16 protein-coding genes are annotated in these 17,160 nt (G+C 48.5%); 8 read left to right on the top strand and 8 right to left on the bottom strand.

What is annotated here, in order from left to right; genetic code table 11:
- Positions 1 to 92: 92 nt before the first annotated feature.
- Positions 93 to 1,229 (top strand): glycoside hydrolase family 88/105 protein, encoded by a 1,137-nt coding sequence (locus K7B07_RS24995; protein WP_223713275.1) that lies wholly within the window; start codon positions 93 to 95, stop codon positions 1,227 to 1,229.
- Between the two features lie 150 nt (positions 1,230 to 1,379).
- Here K7B07_RS24995 and K7B07_RS24990 read toward each other — a convergent pair whose 3' ends face one another.
- The 4 genes from K7B07_RS24990 to K7B07_RS24975 all read right to left on the bottom strand — a co-directional run bounded on the left by K7B07_RS24990 (position 1,380) and on the right by K7B07_RS24975 (position 4,275).
- A complete protein-coding gene (locus tag K7B07_RS24990) occupies positions 1,380 to 2,492 on the bottom strand; it encodes a DUF1266 domain-containing protein (RefSeq protein WP_223713274.1) in 1,113 nt (370 codons plus the stop codon).
- 6 nt (positions 2,493 to 2,498) lie between these two features.
- A complete protein-coding gene (locus tag K7B07_RS24985; RefSeq protein ID WP_223713273.1) occupies positions 2,499 to 3,164 on the bottom strand; it encodes a suppressor of fused domain protein in 666 nt (221 codons plus the stop codon).
- Positions 3,165 to 3,288: 124 nt separating this feature from the next.
- Positions 3,289 to 3,723: a hypothetical protein gene (locus tag K7B07_RS24980; protein ID WP_223713272.1), complete on the bottom strand. Its 435-nt coding sequence runs from the start codon at positions 3,721 to 3,723 to the stop codon at positions 3,289 to 3,291.
- Positions 3,724 to 3,867: 144 nt separating this feature from the next.
- Entirely contained in the window at positions 3,868 to 4,275 is a 408-nt protein-coding gene (locus K7B07_RS24975) for a hypothetical protein (protein ID WP_223713271.1), read from the bottom strand.
- Between the two features lie 58 nt (positions 4,276 to 4,333).
- Here K7B07_RS24975 and K7B07_RS27835 point away from each other — a divergent pair, with 58 nt between their 5' ends.
- The 4 genes from K7B07_RS27835 to K7B07_RS24955 all read left to right on the top strand — a co-directional run bounded on the left by K7B07_RS27835 (position 4,334) and on the right by K7B07_RS24955 (position 9,204).
- Positions 4,334 to 6,184 (top strand): helix-turn-helix transcriptional regulator, encoded by a 1,851-nt coding sequence (locus tag K7B07_RS27835; RefSeq protein ID WP_223713270.1) that lies wholly within the window; start codon positions 4,334 to 4,336, stop codon positions 6,182 to 6,184.
- 894 nt (positions 6,185 to 7,078) lie between these two features.
- Entirely contained in the window at positions 7,079 to 7,393 is a 315-nt protein-coding gene (gene rhaM, locus K7B07_RS24965; RefSeq protein WP_223713269.1) for an L-rhamnose mutarotase, read from the top strand.
- 30 nt (positions 7,394 to 7,423) lie between these two features.
- Positions 7,424 to 8,503 carry a glycoside hydrolase family protein gene (locus K7B07_RS24960; protein ID WP_223713268.1) on the top strand — a complete coding sequence of 360 codons (1,080 nt, stop codon included), beginning with the start codon at positions 7,424 to 7,426 and terminating at the stop codon, positions 8,501 to 8,503.
- Between the two features lie 374 nt (positions 8,504 to 8,877).
- Complete coding sequence (locus tag K7B07_RS24955; protein WP_223713267.1) at positions 8,878 to 9,204, top strand: hypothetical protein; 327 nt, start codon at positions 8,878 to 8,880, stop codon at positions 9,202 to 9,204.
- Positions 9,205 to 9,263: 59 nt separating this feature from the next.
- On the opposite strand, the gene K7B07_RS24950 is transcribed toward K7B07_RS24955, so the two are convergent.
- The 3 genes from K7B07_RS24950 to K7B07_RS24940 all read right to left on the bottom strand — a co-directional run bounded on the left by K7B07_RS24950 (position 9,264) and on the right by K7B07_RS24940 (position 13,346).
- The gene (locus K7B07_RS24950) at positions 9,264 to 9,791 is read right to left on the bottom strand and encodes a hypothetical protein (RefSeq protein WP_223713266.1); all 528 of its coding nucleotides are present in this window, start codon (positions 9,789 to 9,791) and stop codon (positions 9,264 to 9,266) included.
- Between the two features lie 369 nt (positions 9,792 to 10,160).
- Positions 10,161 to 12,539 carry an ABC transporter permease gene (locus K7B07_RS24945; RefSeq protein ID WP_223713265.1) on the bottom strand — a complete coding sequence of 793 codons (2,379 nt, stop codon included), beginning with the start codon at positions 12,537 to 12,539 and terminating at the stop codon, positions 10,161 to 10,163.
- Between the two features lie 237 nt (positions 12,540 to 12,776).
- Positions 12,777 to 13,346: a hypothetical protein gene (locus tag K7B07_RS24940; RefSeq protein WP_223713264.1), complete on the bottom strand. Its 570-nt coding sequence runs from the start codon at positions 13,344 to 13,346 to the stop codon at positions 12,777 to 12,779.
- 366 nt (positions 13,347 to 13,712) lie between these two features.
- On the opposite strand from K7B07_RS24940, the gene K7B07_RS24935 reads away from it, so the two are divergent.
- The 3 genes from K7B07_RS24935 to K7B07_RS24925 all read left to right on the top strand — a co-directional run bounded on the left by K7B07_RS24935 (position 13,713) and on the right by K7B07_RS24925 (position 15,797).
- Complete coding sequence (locus K7B07_RS24935) at positions 13,713 to 14,420, top strand: porin family protein (RefSeq protein WP_223713263.1); 708 nt, start codon at positions 13,713 to 13,715, stop codon at positions 14,418 to 14,420.
- 198 nt (positions 14,421 to 14,618) lie between these two features.
- The gene (xth, locus tag K7B07_RS24930; RefSeq protein WP_223713939.1) at positions 14,619 to 15,392 is read left to right on the top strand and encodes an exodeoxyribonuclease III; all 774 of its coding nucleotides are present in this window, start codon (positions 14,619 to 14,621) and stop codon (positions 15,390 to 15,392) included.
- Positions 15,393 to 15,395: 3 nt separating this feature from the next.
- Positions 15,396 to 15,797, top strand: a complete 402-nt coding sequence (locus K7B07_RS24925) for a hypothetical protein (protein WP_223713262.1) — start codon at positions 15,396 to 15,398, stop codon at positions 15,795 to 15,797.
- A 20-nt stretch (positions 15,798 to 15,817) separates the two neighbouring features.
- On the opposite strand, the gene K7B07_RS24920 is transcribed toward K7B07_RS24925, so the two are convergent.
- Complete coding sequence (locus K7B07_RS24920; protein WP_223713261.1) at positions 15,818 to 17,149, bottom strand: hypothetical protein; 1,332 nt, start codon at positions 17,147 to 17,149, stop codon at positions 15,818 to 15,820.
- Positions 17,150 to 17,160 lie beyond the last annotated feature (11 nt).

Genomic DNA, 17,160 nt, shown 5'->3' with positions numbered 1-17,160 from the left:
TGCAAAAGTGCATTACAGGACACTACAGGATGCTTCTTACAATGAGAGCGGTTACTTTTGGATCATTTCCTGATTGAAAAAATCTTGCCGCCATGTTATCAAAAAAAATAATTGTATTTCTGACACTTTTAATGGCTGGAGAAACTGTTTCTTCGCAGCCGATGCCTTCAAAGAAGGAAGTGTTAACCGTGTTGCGACAAACAAACCAGTATTTTATGAATAAATGGCCGGATCCCGGGAAGTCCGTGATCACAAATAAAGAGCGGCCCAGTAATCTTTGGACGCGCGCCGTTTATTATGAAGGCCTGATGGCCTTATATGCTGCGAGTCCGGAAAAAAGCTATTATGATTATGCAGTAGCCTGGGGCGAAAAACACCAATGGGGTTTGTGGGGTGGCACTGCTACCAGGAATGCGGATAACCAATGTTGCGGACAAACCTATATCGACCTGTATCTGGTTGATAAAAAAACGCAACGTATAAAAGATATAAAGACCTGTATGGATGAAGTGGCAGCAGGTGATAGAAATGACGCCTGGAGCTGGATTGATGCGATCCAGATGGCAATGCCGGTATTCGTTAAACTGGGTGTGTTATACAACGATAAAAAGTATTTTGATAAAATGTATGCGCTGTATGCTTTTACAAAAAATGACCACGGTGGCAGCGGGTTGTACAATAAAGAGGAACACCTGTGGTGGCGGGATAAAGATTTTGTTCCTCCCTATAAAGCGCCCAATGGAAAGAACTGTTATTGGAGCAGGGGTAACGGATGGGTATTTGCCGCACTGGTGCGCGTGCTGGACCTGCTACCGGCGTCGGATGCGCATTATGCCGAATACCTGCAGGATTTTAAAGATATGGCAGCAGCGCTGTTGCCGATTCAGCAACCCACTGGTATGTGGACCGCCAGTCTGCATGATGCCGGTCATTATGGAGGCAGGGAAATTACCGGCAGCTCCCTGTTTACCTATGGATTTGCCTGGGGGATAAGAAAGGGCATTCTCGACCGGAAAACCTATCTGCCCGCGGTATTAAAAGCCTGGAATGGGATGACGAAAGATGCTGTACGCCCCAACGGATCTCTGGGATATGTACAGGGTACGGGTAAGGAACCAAAAGACGGGCAACCCGTTACTTATACGAGTACTCCCGATTTTGAAGATTATGGTTTAGGATGTTTTTTACTTGCGGGGTCCGAGGTGTATAAACTGGCGGGCCGGAAGTAATGCTGCCGGATGGGCAGCCGGTGACCGGTGTTGATGCCAATCTTATTGCAGTATTCCGGTCCCCAATACCGGATTTTTTCTTTATGAAACACCAAAGGAAGGGCTTCAAAACAGAGGGCCCCGGTGATAAAGCATTGCGGCGTCTGCTGATCAGGAGCCGGGGAGCGGGTTATAGAGATCTTCATGTGCAGCGCCTGCCTGGAATCCAATCGTATTCCGGGTATTCCTTTTTAATGCTGCTGTAACAAATTCCCGGCAACTGTTCCGGATGACTTCAGGCAGCGTACCCGGATCCTGTTTAACCCAGGCTATTTCTTTTATCGGCCAATGGCAGGTATTGTTGTACGCTTTTTGCATTTGCGCCACTTCGCTGGTTTTCCCGAAATCGTTGCTCCAGTAAGCGTGCCCGAGGCGGTAATTATTAAAAAAATCATCCGGACTGTCGAAGAGCGCATGCGCATAATGTGAAGCTTTTTGTATTTGATCCCAGGCCTGCTGTTCTGAGATCAGCCCCGCCATAAACGAGGTTCTTGAAAGCTCGATGACCCGCTGAAGGTCAAATGCCCAGAGCAGCAACGGAGGTTTGTTGCCTTGTGGTTCCCAGCAGGATGTAACATAAGCTTCCGGCAATTGGGTGAGGTCTCTCAGCCGGCACACCATCGTCTTCTTATCGGATGCTGCCATTACCAGTTTGTCGGAAGCAAACAGCTGGCTGTGCATGCCGGTAAAAAGGGAGTGAATGCGCTCTTCATAGGATTCTTCTGAAAGTACTCCCCAGGCCTGATCATTTGCAACCAACCGGTCTTCAGTGGTGGTCACCCGGAAGGTAGTGAACGTTGTTTTACGGGGAAGGCGTATATCACAGGGCCAGTATTCCAGCGTTTCCACCCACTGGCCGGCGTTATAGCAATACGGACCATCCAATTGCAGGGCTTCTCTTTTTTCCTGCGGCAGCCAGGAAAGGCCACCTGCCAGCCGGTAATATTTTTTTTGTTCCCGGACGCTTCTCAGGCTTAGCCGTCTTGCAATTACAACCATCAGTGCAGTGCAAAACAGAAACAGGCAGCATCCGGTCAGATACATTTCCCAGTGCGCTATTTTACCGATGGCATTCAGCCGTTTCAGTACAGCAATGCCGATACCTGTTGGAATACCTACCAGCAATACAGCCAGAAGCAGGATGATCCCTTTGGAATCACGGTCCGGATCGGGCCGTGGGCTCGGGTCCCGTTCGCCGGGATGGTTTTGAATAAAACGATTCATTCCATTCTATTTTCGCCCCAGATCGGTTATCAGCAGCGGGTTTTCCTGCCGCAGCTGGTCAATCAGCTCTGAAACAGCGCCGATCGTGGGACTTTTCTTTAAGAATTCAACTTCCGTATCCGTGATACCTACCAGCTGCAGAAAGGTGACCTCACCATGCGGTGTGTTTATTTTTCCCAGGCGGGGATCTGTTGCAAATACAAAACCTGTTATGGCGGTTTCTGTATCCAGTCTTACCGGACCGTTGGCCGGTATAAAATGATTTTCTTCGAACCAGTTTCCGCTGGAAAAAACATAGCGCGCCAGGTTGTTCATCACCTGTATGGCCCAAATGGGATCCTGCCCTTTGTCGCCTTCAAAAGGCGCCAGCCGGAGGGTGAATTCAAATCCCCATTTACTGAACGCGCCTCCTGCCTTTTCTTCATTGTAGTACAATTCGCTCATCCCATAACTGACGATATGATGGTGAAAGGACTGTTCGCTGCTGTCGTAGATGCTGGCACCGTCGATAGGGTCGGTGCCGCCTGCTATATAGTGAAGGCCGCACAGCGGGCCATAATGACGCGCCCTGGCAGCACCATATATTTTTTCGAGCTGCTGGTCAATTGCCAGCCAGCCAACGGCATCCTCTTCGGAGAATTGTTGTTTATAAGCTTCTGTTGTCATTTCCATATATCTACAAAATATTGCAGAAAAGTCAAAGCAGGCCTTGCTGTTTACTTTTGTTATCAGGAATATCGCTGTTAAAACAAAACCGGAGCAGTACACTCCGTGATCTGTTTTTCATTGAAATGCATTATTGCATCCGGTTAAAGATCATCTCACTGACATACCTTCTTTTAACCCCGGAATTGTTCACCCGGGTTTCATCGTCGGTAAGGCTCATCTGGTCATTGTTGTGCCAGCGCAACCCGAAGAAATATCCGGATGACCCCTCCCGGATGACCAGTTCATTGTTGCTGAGGCTAAACAGGTACCGTTCATCAGCAGGCTTACCGTCGGAAGAGACGAAAAGGCTGTCGCCCTTAAATTCAAACACCTGCTCACCAGGGTCATATGTAGTGGTATCCCGGTCGGTTTCCTTGTCGTTGGTATAGTCTACCTCAATTCTTTTTACAAGGTCCCAGCGGCCCTGGAGGCGATCGCCGGCCTTTTCTTCCGGACTGTCTTTTTTGCAGCCTGCAATAAGAACCAGGATCCACAGGGCGGATAGCAGCACTTTTATTTTCATAGATCTGTTTTATTTAAAAGCTGTTTTTATCAGACCGCAGAGGAGGATACCGCTTGTGCGGCCATCCCCCTGGTTGCGACCTATAGTATTTTTTATGTATGTTTTATTGTTTGTTTCGTAATGCAAAAATGCATAATTTGTTTGTCAGGATGTTCCGGCAGCCAAGAAAATCTGTTTCTCCATAGACTCGGAAACAATCCCGGTCGCTGCCGGTAAGGAGTGACCACCCATTATAAACCGGCTATTGAGATCATCACGGGCCCACGAGCCGGGATAACAAGACCCGGCAGATGACGCGGGTTTTAAGTCAAAAAAGGTCCCTTGTTGATATTTCATTTTTTTCATCAGATAAGCAACGGCCCAGCCTGCAATGGAGCAAGAGTAAACAATTGCAGGAATTTTATTGTTCCATAGTGTTTTTGGAGTGAGATCTATTCCGGTGCAAAAATGCAGCTTCAGGCAGGTATTTTCCAAGAAAAAAGCGTCTATAAAGTGTCTACAATACAGGAATAAGTCAATCACAAGCAGTCTACCTTTGAAATATGCTTTCAAAAACCACGGATTGTATGCCCTGCACGGTTATTTTTGTTAAACAAACCATATGCTCTTCGTGAAGAAAAACAGAACCGATCTACAGGCCGGCAGACGAAATCTGACGGGATTGTTCACCTGCCTCTTTCTATGGGCAGTCACCAGTGGAGGATATGCTCAGTCCTTTGTTGCAGATTCGTTAAGAAAAGAGTTGAACCGGCCGGATCTCAGCCGCGAGGCCCGGACGCTTTGCCTCGCCCACCTGGCCCGGAGCCTTTATGAAACAGATATGCCCGCCGCCATCCGTTACGGAACGGAGGCGCTGGAGCTGAGTAATGCGTTCCGCGACGGGCAGTACAAGGCTTTTGTCCTTACAACCCTGGGGTATTTAAGCGTGCAGCAGGACAGTCTGCTGCGGGCACAGCGGTACCTTGACAGCGCGCTGTTTTATGCGGAAAAGACCCGCAATAATGAGATCAGGGGATATGTTTGGTTCCGGAACGGCTGGCTGGAGTATATCGTAGACAATACGGATAAGGCAATGAGCAGCCTGCTGAAGGCGCTGGAACTGCTCCAGGGGCAACATTCGTACGAGTATGAAAGTCTTATCTATCATTACCTCGCCAGTATCTATTCAGATCTGAAAGATGTCGGCAAACTGGAAAAATACACAGAGCTCAGTCTTTCTGCGGCTTACAGATCCGGCAATCCGGATGTTATCTGTAATGCCTATCTTGCCCAGGGATCTTCCTTTATGGAAAAGTTCCGGCAGGATACGACCCAAAAGCCCTTGCTGGATTCCTCGCTTTCCTATAACCGCCGCCTGCTGGCACTGGCAGATGCGTATCCGGAACGGATCATCAATCACGCCAATGCAGGAGCAGCAGCATTGAATATTGCCAATGTTTACTGGGAATTTTATCCAAAGGCCTATAAGGACAGTGCGGAGAAATACATCAATATTGCGCTGAATATTGCGCGCCGGGCAAAGCATGAGGAGATCATTGCCAATTGTTACGGGATCCTGAGCGAATACGCAATGGCGGATGGGGATTATGCAGCTGCTGAAAAGATGTTCGTGATGGGCCTGGCAGAGATCGAAGGAAGTCCCAGCAGCAGCAAACAGGTAAAGGCCGCGATGATGAAGGGGCTGGCGTCTGTGGCTGAAAAAAGAGGGGATAAGGCCAGGGCCCTGGATTATTATAAACGGTATATGAATTATGCGCATGAAGCATACAATGCCGACAAACTGTCCATTGCGCAGAAACTGGAAGTGCAGTATGAGTCGGAGAAAAAGGATAAGGAACTTGAGGTGCTGCAGGAACGCGCTGCATGGAACCGCAGGTTGAATTATATATATATCGGCCTGGCAATCGCAAGCCTGCTGGCATTGATCTTCCTGTTCCGTTCCTATCATTTCCGGTTACGGGCCTCCATACAGCAGCAAAAGCTGCGGGACGAGGAAGCCGCCCGTTTAAAAGCAGAGCAGGAGCTGTTGCAGGAGCGCCAGGACCGGCTGCAGAAGGAACTGCTGGCCGGCACCTTACAGGTGGAAGAGAAAAATGAACTATTGCAAAACCTGAAGGACAAACTCGCTGAGCAGGCGGCTGACCCTTCCCTGAAAAAGCAGGTGGAACGCATGATCAAGGAGAACAACCGGCTGGATGCCGACTTTGAGCAGGCAAAGACCCATTTTGCAGAGATCCATCCTGATTTTTTTGCGCGGTTGCAGGAGAAAGCCGGTAACACCCTTACCCGCCTGGATCAAAAATACTGTTCGTATATCCTGATGGGCTTGTCCAATAAGGAGATCGCCACCCGCCTGGGCGTTGATCCCAAAAGCATCCGCATGGCGCGTTACCGCATCAAACAAAAACTGCAGCTGGGAAAAGAAGACAACCTGGACGAACTGATCCGGAAAATGAGTTGAGGGATTGGAGGAATCGCAGGATTACTACACACAATGTTAATGACGTTTCAGAACTTAAAATTTTGATTAACGATTTATTTTGATGATAAGCGTGAACCCCGCGCTTGTTTAAATCATGTAGTATTAAAAAGAGAGATCATTCCGATGAGTAAATTTTTTCTGATTGCGGCCTTTGTTTGTTTGTGCTCAAATGTTTTTTCTCAGGAAAAAGTAAGTGAAGGAGAACGGAATAGTGTGATACAACTTCTTTTTGAAAAGGGCGCGATCACAAACAGCGACACAATTCATTTTAAGAATTTTATTAAAAATATTAGCATCTTTTTATTCTCAACTATTGATACCTGTAAGAATGTACGATTACTCATGGCAAATCTGCCTACCTCACATTCGTACCGATATTATTTTATTTCGGATAAAAATGAATTTCTTTTGTTGGACTTTAATGATATTTCGGATTTGCTCAGATATATAGGGGAGCGGCTATCCAACGCTTGCAGTGTTAGTCAAAAGGAAAAGATACGCATTGTGGAATATTTATTGGATGATCAAAAACGACGTTGGATAAATTATCGGAATAGGTAGTTCAGCGGCGGGTTATTTGTTCGGTTGGATCACAATGAATGTAAAAAAATAACTGATCTGAAGCCGATTTCGTAGGTGAGATGAACCGGTTTTGGGTATTATCGGATCAGTTAATAGTGGTTGTATTCAAAACAAAAGATTTGCATTAGAAAGGATACACCATGCCAAATGAGCAACATGACTATCTATAATTTATGCCTTCGACTTCTACAAATCAATTACAGGACACCACAGGACGGCGCCCGGCCCATTATGCCTTAAATTTGAAAGCTCCGGTAAACCGCCCCGCCGCGGGGCATTAATTTTTATGCTATGCAACGGATCGCTTTTAAAATGAAATTGTTTGAAGGATGCCGGGAGGAATACAAACGGCGGCATGCCAACCTGTTTCCCGAGCTGAAAGAATTGCTGAAGCAGACCGGCGTCAGCGACTACAGCATTTTTTTAGATGAGACCTCGAACGACCTTTTTGCCATATTAAAACTGGAAGAAGGCAAAACAATGGAGGCATTACCTGCAAACCCCGTAATGCAGCGCTGGTGGGCACATATGGCCGATCTTATGGAAACCCACCCGGACCTGTCGCCCGTGGTGGTGCCGTTGCAGGAGCTGTTTCACCTGCCCTGATCATATCTATGAGTGTGATAAAAAATTAGTATGAACAAAAGGAAGAATGAAAGATGGGGATGGCTGCTGGGTGTGGTGTTGTTAATGACGCTGCTGCCGGCAGCAGCACAACGCAATGATGATCGCGTGCTTATATGTGTGGCAGAACACAAAGGACCGGTAATAGGCCCGGAACATAAAGATGTTCTTGCCAGCGCCAACCGTTCCGGCTTTGAGACGGGGCAGGTGATAAAGCTGGATGACGGATACCATATGTTCGTAAACGAAATGTTCGACCGCCCGCACCGCGATCTGCGCATTGCCTACTGGACCAGTCCGGATGCGGTGCACTGGAAACGGCAATCAACCATCGTACAAAGCATTCCCGGGCGTACGCCGGATAATCCACGGTCGGAAGTATGGGTGAATGCAGTAGTATACAACGAAGAAGAGGAAGCCTGGAATCTCTTTTATGTTGCTTACCGCGCTGGCGACAGCACCAAAGGGGAGATCGCCGGTAATGATTATGCCGGCCGCATCTGGCGTGCAAGGTCGGTGGTCAAAGGGCGCAAGGGCATTGCCGGTCCTTATGCGGACATGGAGATCGTGCTGCAGCCGGACAGCGCCACGCAATCCTGGGAGGGGCAACAGGCGGTGGCTTCTTTTTTCCCGTACAGGGCAGGTCATACCTGGTATGCCATGTACGACGGGCACAATCATCTTCCCAAAAGCGGCTGGCCCACCGGAATGGCTTTTGCTCCCCGGCTCGCCGGTCCGTGGGCACGTATGCCGGAAGGGTTTAATCCCATCGGTGTTGCCGGAGTGTTTATGGAAAATGAGATCGTTTCCAGACTCCGGGACGGACGCTATCTCATGATCTTTGATTCCTTCGGCGACCAGGAGATCGGGTACAGCATTTCCGGTGATGGTGTGCATTGGAGCAGGGAGCAACGGATAAAAGTGCAGGCTGCCGGCAATAAATGGGCCGAACCGGGCGATCATTATACCCGTACCCCGCTTTGCGCCATAGAAGAGAAGGATGGCCGGTTCACGGTGATCTATACTGCTATGATGAACGTGAAGCAGAAACATTTTTATGCTGTCGGCAGTTGCACGCTGGCCTGGAAATAGGAAATGGTGCAGGGCGTGTCCCCGCATGGCTTACATTATAATGCTGTCCGTTTCACAGGAATATTTTCGTTCGTCAGTTCGCTCCTTCCGGTAAAAGCTCCATGCGGGGCCGGGCTGTTACGGGGTGCGCTTCGCTTCCGTGCTGCGCACCGGCTCCTGCGTCGCCGCCCTCCGCATCCCTCACGCGGCGGGTTTAAATAATCCCAATGCGGTTCCAAATGATGCAATAAACTGAAGCAAGAAGGTGACCGGTTGCTGCCCGCTGGGGAACATGCAGAAAATAAATTACCTTATTTGTCCAGAAAAAGCTTCCCCGCTTGTTATAGACCATTATTACCCCCCAGGGGATAACGTTAAATTTAAAAAAGACAGATATGATCACTGTAAAGGTTACCTATACCGTAAAACCGGGGTTTGTGACAAAGAACAAAGAGAACATCCGGCGCTTTCTTGCCGATTTTCAGAAAATGGATACATCGGCATTCTGGTATCATGTGTCCGTTATGGAAGACGGGGTCAGTTTCCAGCACCTTTCTGCTTACAGGGACGAAAAGATCCAGCAGGAGGTATTGAACGTACCTTCATTTAAGGCATTCCAGCTGGAGCGGGATGCAAGCGGACTGAACGGCTCACATACCGTGCAGCTCCTGGAGTTTGTAGGCGCCTCTTCAGAAATATTGCACCCGGAACAGCCTGTTTGAAACGTTGCATAACGGGAGGGCAGCCGTTGCGTACTGTGTCGCCCGTTCGCTAACCCCGCTCAAAAGCTATAGGTAAAAGCTACTGTATTTGCGCCGGCCCGGATATTGATCTCCTCCCGCAGATCACGGATCTTTCGCCGGGTTATCTTTACCCGCCGGATCCCCATAACACAGGCTCCGGCACCTATAGCTGCCGGGATGATACCCAGCAGCCTGTTTTCAGAGGACATAAGCGTAAGTGTGGTAGCTGCTCCAAACCAGGCGCCACCCCATACAATATTAAAGACCCCGAAACCTTTCAGGGCTTTTTGAGTGGCCAGCTGGCGTTTCAGCTTTTTCAGACTGATTGTGTCCCCGGTAAATCGCTGGCGCTGGTTGTAGTAAAAAGAGGGGACAGGCATCGCCGGTTTCTGCAAAGCGCTCTCAGCAGCGAATGCTGAATTTACACGGATAGCAACGGCAGGGTCGGTAATCTTCAAAGGTGCAATGGTGTCTGCATGTGCAGCCGGGTATAATGTTGTTGCTGACTGCCCATAACCGGCTGTAACGGCCGTCAGAATAAAGAGGAGAAATAAACTTTTTTTCATTGATTGTAGATTAGTGTAATAAGTTTTCGGGAGTTCCTGTTGCAATAATAATGATAGCAGAACGCCGTTCGTATATTTCAGGGGTGGAAAGCAATTAAGCGTGACCGAAAACGGCCCGGGGGATGAAATGCAACAGAAAGGGGATGAAATACAGGGCCGGTGATCCGGCAGTCCGATGCCGGTAGTATATGCTTTACAATAGGGAATGGTTTTAAACTTCCGGATACGGGTCACTTCCCCGCAAATCGGTGCTATTTTTTTTGCACAGATCTCCGCAGCAAATCAATCTGCCGGAACCGGCGGGAAAGCCCGCCTCCGCAGATGCATTCGCACAGTTTAAGGCCGGTGGTCCCGGCTGCAGGGTTGTTTTTATTCAGACCGTAGCGCTTTTGAAGGATTGGATACCGCAGCTTTTAAGGTTTGGGAAATAATGGTAACGACCGCTATCAGGAAAACCAGGCCGCCTGCTATAGCAAAAGCTGTCCAGCCAATGGCGGTGCGGTAGTCATATCCCTGCAGCCACCGGGTCATGATCCACCAGGCTACCGGCGAGGCAATAAGTGCTGCAATAAAAACAGGTTTTACAAAATCCCTCGCCAGCAGCAGCAGGATGCCGGATACAGAAGCCCCCAGTACTTTGCGGATACCGATTTCCTTGTACCGGGTTTCGGCCATATAGGCAGCCAGGCCCAGCAGGCCAAGGCAGGCGATAAAAATGCTCAGGGCAGAGAACAGGCCGATCAGCGAACTGAGGTTTTGTTCACTGGCAAACTTCTTTGCATAGTCCTGGTCGGCAAAGGTATATTCGAAAGGATAGCCCGGATTGTATTTTTTGAATATGGACCCGATCTGGGCGATGGTGGACGGAACCGGTCGCGCGGGGTTCAGTTTGTAATGCAAGGTACTGATCCCGAAATCAGGATTGGGTCCCAGGATCATCACCGGCTCAATCCTGCTGTAGGGAGATCCGCTGATATAGTTTTTTACCACCCCTACGATGTGCAGATGCAGATCATCCGTTCTTCCTATTTTTTTCCCGACAGGATCCTTTAAGTGCAGCAGCTTAACTGCTTCCTCATTTAAAAGCACGGCGGTACTGTCGGTTGGAAACCGTTGCACGTCGATGTCGCGTCCCGCAATGATCCGGGTGCCAAATGTTTGGGTAAAAGAACCATCCGCATTAAAGAGATGGAAACTGGTGCTTTCGTCATTTTCCGTACTGCCTTCCCAGTGAAAACCAAAATACCGGGGTGAAAAACCGGTAACAGGATTTTGAGAGCCGGTGACTGAAACAACGGCCCCGCTCTGCAACAGCTCCTGCCGGATCATCTGGTAATTCTTTATGGCCATACCTTCCACAGGCGAGAATAACAACTGATCCTTGTTGTACCCCATTTCCCGCTGCTGCGCATAGTTCATTTGTTTTTTTATGATCAGCGTGCAAATGATCAGTGCGATGGCAAAGGAGAACTGGGTAACCACCAGTACTTTCCGAAGACTGATCTTGCCCCTGGCAATGGTCAACCGGCCTTTCAGCACCCTGGCAGGCGCAAAAGAAGAGAGATAGAACGCCGGGTACAATCCCGCACCAACACCGCTTAACAGGATGATGGCAGTGAAGAATATCCAGATACCCCCGGAGCTCACATCCAGCTCCAGTGCGGTATCAAACAGGCGGTTGAATGATGGTAGCAGCAACAGGAGCAGCAATATTGCAATAATGCCCGAAAGCAGTGAAAGCAGGAGGCTCTCACTGATAAATTGCAGGATCAATCCATACCTTCTTGCACCGGCAACCTTACGTACACCTACTTCCCGGGCCTTGCGTTCCGTTCTTGCAGTGGTTAAGTTCACAAAATTGATGCAGGCAATAACGACCATCAAAATACCTACTGCCATAAAAATACGCACCTTGCTGATAGCGCCATCGGTCAGCTGTCCGTTCTCACTCTTGCTGTACAAATGCCATAACCGGGCCGGATGCAGGAACTGGGTCAGGTTCCTGGTGCTGTTGTCCTGCGCGGTATGCGCAGCCGTAATGTGTTTTATTTTATCAGCCACCACATCCGGGTCGGCTTGCTTCTTTAAAAGGATATAGGTTTTTACATTATTGCCGGTCCAGCTGGTATAGGGTCCGAATAACTTATCGTAGGCCGCCCAGGGCAGCAGAAATTCAAACTGAAACCGTGTCGTTGGTAATGGGTCTTTTAATACCGCGGCTACTTTTAAAACATTGGTATCATTCAGCGTAAGCATGCGGCCCATTGCGTCTTCGCTGCCATATAATTTCCGGGCAAAGGATTCGGTGATAAAGATGTCCCCCGGTGTTTTTAAGTTGCCGCTTTTATCGCCCGCAATTACCGGGAACCCGAACATGGAAATAAAGCCCTCATCCACAAACATGCCATCTGTTTTGAACCGTCGTTCCCCGTTGGCGATAAAAAAACTGTTCTCGGAGGTTCTTGTAACGTCTTCGATCTCCGGGTAATCCGTTTTCAATACCGGCCCCATCGGATTGGGGGTGGAAGAGAAAGTGTAGGGTGCTCCCTGGTTAAGATCCCTGTTGTATACCTGGTAAAGCCGGTCTGCATATGTGTATTCCCGGTCGATCGAAAGTTCTTTTTGCACCCATAAAAAAAGAAGCCCTGTGGCAGCGATACCTACAGACAATCCCAGGATGTTCAGCAGCGAGAAGGATTTATTTTTCCATAAACTTCTCCAGGCGGTTTTAAGATAGTTTTTTATCATAGTATTCCGGTATTCATCAATAACCGGGAGCGGCTGCCCCGGTTTCCTTCCGTATCCGGCTCAATGCTTGTGCCAGTTTTGTATTTAATTGATCATTAATTAATTGTGATACGTATAATGTGCTTCCTGTCCGTAAACGGACAAAATATTGTGCGATGCCGCACAGTAAATCTTGTACCTCATAAATCCATGCGTCCGGTATTGTCGTGTTTTCATGTTTGAGGCTGTAGGCGTATTTTATGCCAGTTCCATATCGATGATCCTGATGCAGGTGCCACCGGAACTTTTTAAAAGAATGCCGGTATAGTCGTACGCATTGCGTTTCAGGTAATCCAGGCTTTTACGGGAGCCATCCAATAGCGCTGTTTTTCCATCTGCTCCTACTTCGAATTCGTCTTCAAAATCAATGCTTGTATTGGTCCACAGGTATACTTCAAAGACATCGCCCGGATCATTGATGGTATATTTTTGGGATAGAGGATCACTGAATGTTCTTTTTTCCACCAGCAACGCTGAAAACCCATGGATCCGTTCATCAAACAGGACGATCCTGCCGGTGCTGTTCACCGGCTGCGCCCATACGATCAGCGGTGCAGAGGCAACGGTTGTAATAAAGCCATCCGCTTCTTTTTGTCCTGAATAGTAGATCCGGAACTTTGTATTGTTCCCATAGCCCAGCTGGGCCTTCCACATCAAAGCACCGGCCCATGCTGCATGTTGCCGGAAATAACCGATCGTATCGATATTAGCGACCGGTATAATATATTCCTTTAAATGATCGGGGGCATTATTAATTGTTGTTTGCATGTTGTAGCTGCCGGTATTTTAGCCTGTGGTCCATACTGCCGAGTATTTTTATGCGCAAAGGCATTTTTTTATCGCCGTTGTCCCTATACGCACGATATCGTACAGGGAACCATCAAATTTAGTCATTTGATGTGTATTATAATGCAGATGAAATGCTGCTGACACCCGGTAAACAAACGGTATTTATTGTTGCATTTTTTGCAGGCGCGCTGCTTTTTAATTTCTATGTCCGGATTACTGCTGTTTTTTAAGATACTGAAAACCATTTGGGTTTGTTAAAAGGATTGTTTTGTTTGCGTGTTTGGCACGCTTTTTTTAAGAATTAGAAGATCATCGTAAAAATTAACCCTTATAAAAATTAAATCTATGAGACAAAAACGTTTATTGACTTTGTTAGCAGCTTTTATTATTGCAGGAACTGTAAATGCGCAGGATTTTGCAAAAACAAAACTGGGAATAAAAGCAGGATGGAATTCTGCCAATATTACCAACTCACGCGAAGGCAACCTGGATGCGAGTAAACGCTTCAATACCTTTAATGCGGGGTTTGTCGCCGCCGTTCCGCTGGGTTCCACATTTGAGTTAAGATCGGGACTCGATTTTCAGTCAAAAGGGATTAAAATAACAGACGATGACGGCGGAGTAAAGTCCTCCTTTAAAGTGAATCCGCTTTACCTGGAATTACCTGTTAATATCGATGTGATGTTACCCATCAACGAAAAGATAAAAGCCTATATCGGTGCCGGACCATATGCTGCTGTAGGACTAGGTGGAAAAATAAAATCAGAAGTGGTGAGCGGTGGTGTTACCACATCCACTTCCGAAAACATCCATTGGGGCAACGATAATCCTACAGACGGGGACGACAGGAACGGAACGGTAGGCTCCGGCGATATGAAGCGGTTCGATTTTGGTATAAACGCTATCGGCGGTGTTGACTTTGGCAGCTTCGGTATCCATGCGCAATATGGTATCGGCCTTACCAATACGATACCGGGAGGAAGCAATAATAACAACGCCAATAAAAACAATCAGAACCGGGTAATAGGAGTAAGCGGCGTATTTTATTTTTAAACCGGCCTGTTATTCCCGGCAGAAAAACAGCATGGTTTGTCCCGGCAGCATCAGGCCTGCCGGGACTTTTTTTCAGGACAGGGTGTTATGAAGGTATCAGGCCACGAAGTTTCCCTGCACAGGCATATTATTTGTTCATTTAATTGGTGCTCCGGAACAGGAACAAAGAACGTCTTAAAACCTTTGCGGTTGGTGGTTATGAAAATAGCAACCTTCAATATCAATGGCATTAACGGGCGGCTGCCGGTGCTGAAGAAATGGCTTCAGATGGCAGGGCCGGATATTGTATGCCTGCAGGAGCTGAAGGCGGTTCAGGAAAAATTCCCGGAGAAAGAGCTCGAACGCCTGGGCTACGGGGCTGTGTGGAGCGGGCAGAAAAGCTGGAACGGAGTGGCCATCCTTTCAAAAGGAATACCGATGCAGGTGCTGCGTACAAAGCTGCCCGGTGGCAGGGGAGATACGCACAGCCGCTACCTGGAGGTCATCGCCGGGCAAATGGTTATCGGTTGTATTTATCTGCCCAATGGAAATCCGGCACCTGGTGAAAAATTTGATTATAAAATGAAATGGTTTGGGCGCTTAAAAAAGCATGCAAAATACCTGATGTCCGAAAACATACCGGTAGTGTTAGCCGGCGATTATAATGTGATACCTGAGGAGCCGGATGTATACAAACCGGAGCACTGGCGGAAGAATGCCCTTTTTATGCCGGAACCCAGACGGGCCTATAAAAGCCTGATCAGCCAGGGATGGACGGATGCACTCCGCTATCTGTATCCGGATCGGCGCATCTACACCTTCTGGGATTATCTTTATAAGGCGTACGAGCGCGATGCCGGATTGCGGCTGGATCATTTTTTACTGAGCCCGCAACTGGTAAAACGTCTTTCGGCCGGCGGCGTGGATAAACGGGTAAGGGGCTGGGACAAGGCAAGTGATCATGCGCCCGCGTGGATCAAATTAAACGATTAGGAAATGGCAATAAAAAAGCAGGTGATAGCTGCAAAGGAAATCTACCAGGAAGGAAGGCGCCACGAAGCAGCGGGCGATACCGGAGCGGCGGTAAAGGCATACGGGCAGGTGCTGCAAAAACAGCCGCTGTTTGCAGCGCCGTATAACCGGCTGATGATCATCTTCCGGAAACAAAAAGAATATAAAAAGGAAAAGGCCATTATCAGCCAGGCCATAGCGGCTTATGAAAACAAAGTAAAAGAAGAAGTGCAAACCTGGTCCGGGAACAATAAAAAATCGGCTGGGCTGAACCGCTCATTGGCAAAGGCATTGGGGCTCTTAGGGAATAAGGGCCTGCCACTGTATGAAGATGCACAGGTAGCCGGCTGGCGAAAACGCCTGGCAGTGGTGCAAAAGAAAATATAACAGCAATACCGGCCTGTGCCTTATTCCTGTTTTCTCCCCGTAAAAAGCGGCAGCGTCGTATCTTTCAGCAGATCTTTCAATGTGGCTTCATAAACAGCACCAATACCTGCGAATGAAAAGCGAAGCCCATAGATATTGCCGACGGGGATTTTGTAGGAAGTTGTAAACAGTGCTTTATCATTGATAAAAAAAGTAATGTTTTTATGCGCTACCCGTAACGTAAATTTTCCGCCGTTGCTGAGGTCGGCTGTAAATGCTTTGATGTCTTCAGAGGTGCTGTGGGCTGCCCACTCGGAAAAGCCTGCTTCTATCCAGGCCTCGCAACCGGAACGATGAATATTAAAATAGTGGGAGGTCCGTTCTCCATACACATTTACATAGAGAGGAGAACAACGCACTCCCGGCCGGTCATCCGAGGTTTTTAACCGGACACTCAGCTCAAAATTATCCGCATCCACCGGGAACGCTGTGGTATTTACAAAATCGATAAAAAACGTATGACTGGTGTCGATGCCTGCGCGGTACAGCTGCGGAGTGGTTACAAATAAAGCATTGGCGGCGCGCAGGATACCGGTGTCAATAGGGTATACCCAGATAGTGTCCCGGGGGGTGCGGGCAGTGGCGGTCCAGCCGTTGGTCTGCAAATAAACCACACTGGTATCAAGCGCCCGGTCTCCGGATTTTAAAACGGCATAATACCGGCCGGGTATTTTATAATAATGCGATAGCTGTGCACCCGGGGTTATGGGTTTGGGGCGTTCCCCGTCGCCGAAATCGATCAGCAGCGGCATATTGGTAGTGACACCTTCCGGCAGGGCAATGGAAAACACAGCGGAATGCGGCGTTTTCCCATTGGGATTACTGCACACCAGTTTTGCCTTTACCGGGCTTTTTCCGGGAGAGGTATAGAACAGCGTGCCCGCCAGGGCGATCAGCAGCAGGCCCCAGCCCCAGAGCCGTGGTTTGGAGGTCCGCTGCTTTATTGCTGAAGGAGCTGCTTGTGAAACGAGGAGAGGCGCAGCTGCCGGCACTGGTTGTGCTATACTGGTTTCTTCATTTTCCTGAAAGGTTTCCTCCAGCTGCTCCCAGTTCTTAAAGCCTGCGTAAAGTGCCAGGGCATCGCGGGTGGCCCTCTGGGGGTAATAGCGTTCCGGCGTTTTCAGTTTTCCAAAAATACGTTTGAGGGTATTGGCGCTGATGGAAACGTTGGTGGTGCGGTAGAGGTCGGCACAGAGGCGGATATAATCACTGTTGGTCCACTCGTTGATGGCTTTATCACCTTGCCGGGCTGCAATGGCCTGACAGCAGTTATCCAGGTAATTAAATAATCGTTCTGATGTGGCCTTGTCCATACTTAAATTAC

The organism is Niabella beijingensis, assembly GCF_020034665.1.
GTDB lineage: Bacteria > Bacteroidota > Bacteroidia > Chitinophagales > Chitinophagaceae > Niabella > Niabella beijingensis.
Note: the sequence above shows the minus strand (reverse complement) of the source record. Positions and strands in the feature narration are given on the sequence as shown.

Coding starts and splice junctions, on each gene's coding strand:
- K7B07_RS24995 (WP_223713275.1), top strand. CDS start 93: ATGTTATCAAAAAAAATAATTGTATTTCTGACACTTTTAATGGCTGGA.
- K7B07_RS24990 (WP_223713274.1), bottom strand. CDS start 2,492: ATGAATCGTTTTATTCAAAACCATCCCGGCGAACGGGACCCGAGCCCA.
- K7B07_RS24985 (WP_223713273.1), bottom strand. CDS start 3,164: ATGGAAATGACAACAGAAGCTTATAAACAACAATTCTCCGAAGAGGAT.
- K7B07_RS24980 (WP_223713272.1), bottom strand. CDS start 3,723: ATGAAAATAAAAGTGCTGCTATCCGCCCTGTGGATCCTGGTTCTTATT.
- rhaM (WP_223713269.1), top strand. CDS start 7,079: ATGCAACGGATCGCTTTTAAAATGAAATTGTTTGAAGGATGCCGGGAG.
- K7B07_RS24960 (WP_223713268.1), top strand. CDS start 7,424: ATGAACAAAAGGAAGAATGAAAGATGGGGATGGCTGCTGGGTGTGGTG.
- K7B07_RS24955 (WP_223713267.1), top strand. CDS start 8,878: ATGATCACTGTAAAGGTTACCTATACCGTAAAACCGGGGTTTGTGACA.
- K7B07_RS24950 (WP_223713266.1), bottom strand. CDS start 9,791: ATGAAAAAAAGTTTATTTCTCCTCTTTATTCTGACGGCCGTTACAGCC.
- K7B07_RS24945 (WP_223713265.1), bottom strand. CDS start 12,539: ATGATAAAAAACTATCTTAAAACCGCCTGGAGAAGTTTATGGAAAAAT.
- K7B07_RS24940 (WP_223713264.1), bottom strand. CDS start 13,346: ATGCAAACAACAATTAATAATGCCCCCGATCATTTAAAGGAATATATT.
- K7B07_RS24935 (WP_223713263.1), top strand. CDS start 13,713: ATGAGACAAAAACGTTTATTGACTTTGTTAGCAGCTTTTATTATTGCA.
- xth (WP_223713939.1), top strand. CDS start 14,619: ATGAAAATAGCAACCTTCAATATCAATGGCATTAACGGGCGGCTGCCG.
- K7B07_RS24925 (WP_223713262.1), top strand. CDS start 15,396: ATGGCAATAAAAAAGCAGGTGATAGCTGCAAAGGAAATCTACCAGGAA.
- K7B07_RS24920 (WP_223713261.1), bottom strand. CDS start 17,149: ATGGACAAGGCCACATCAGAACGATTATTTAATTACCTGGATAACTGC.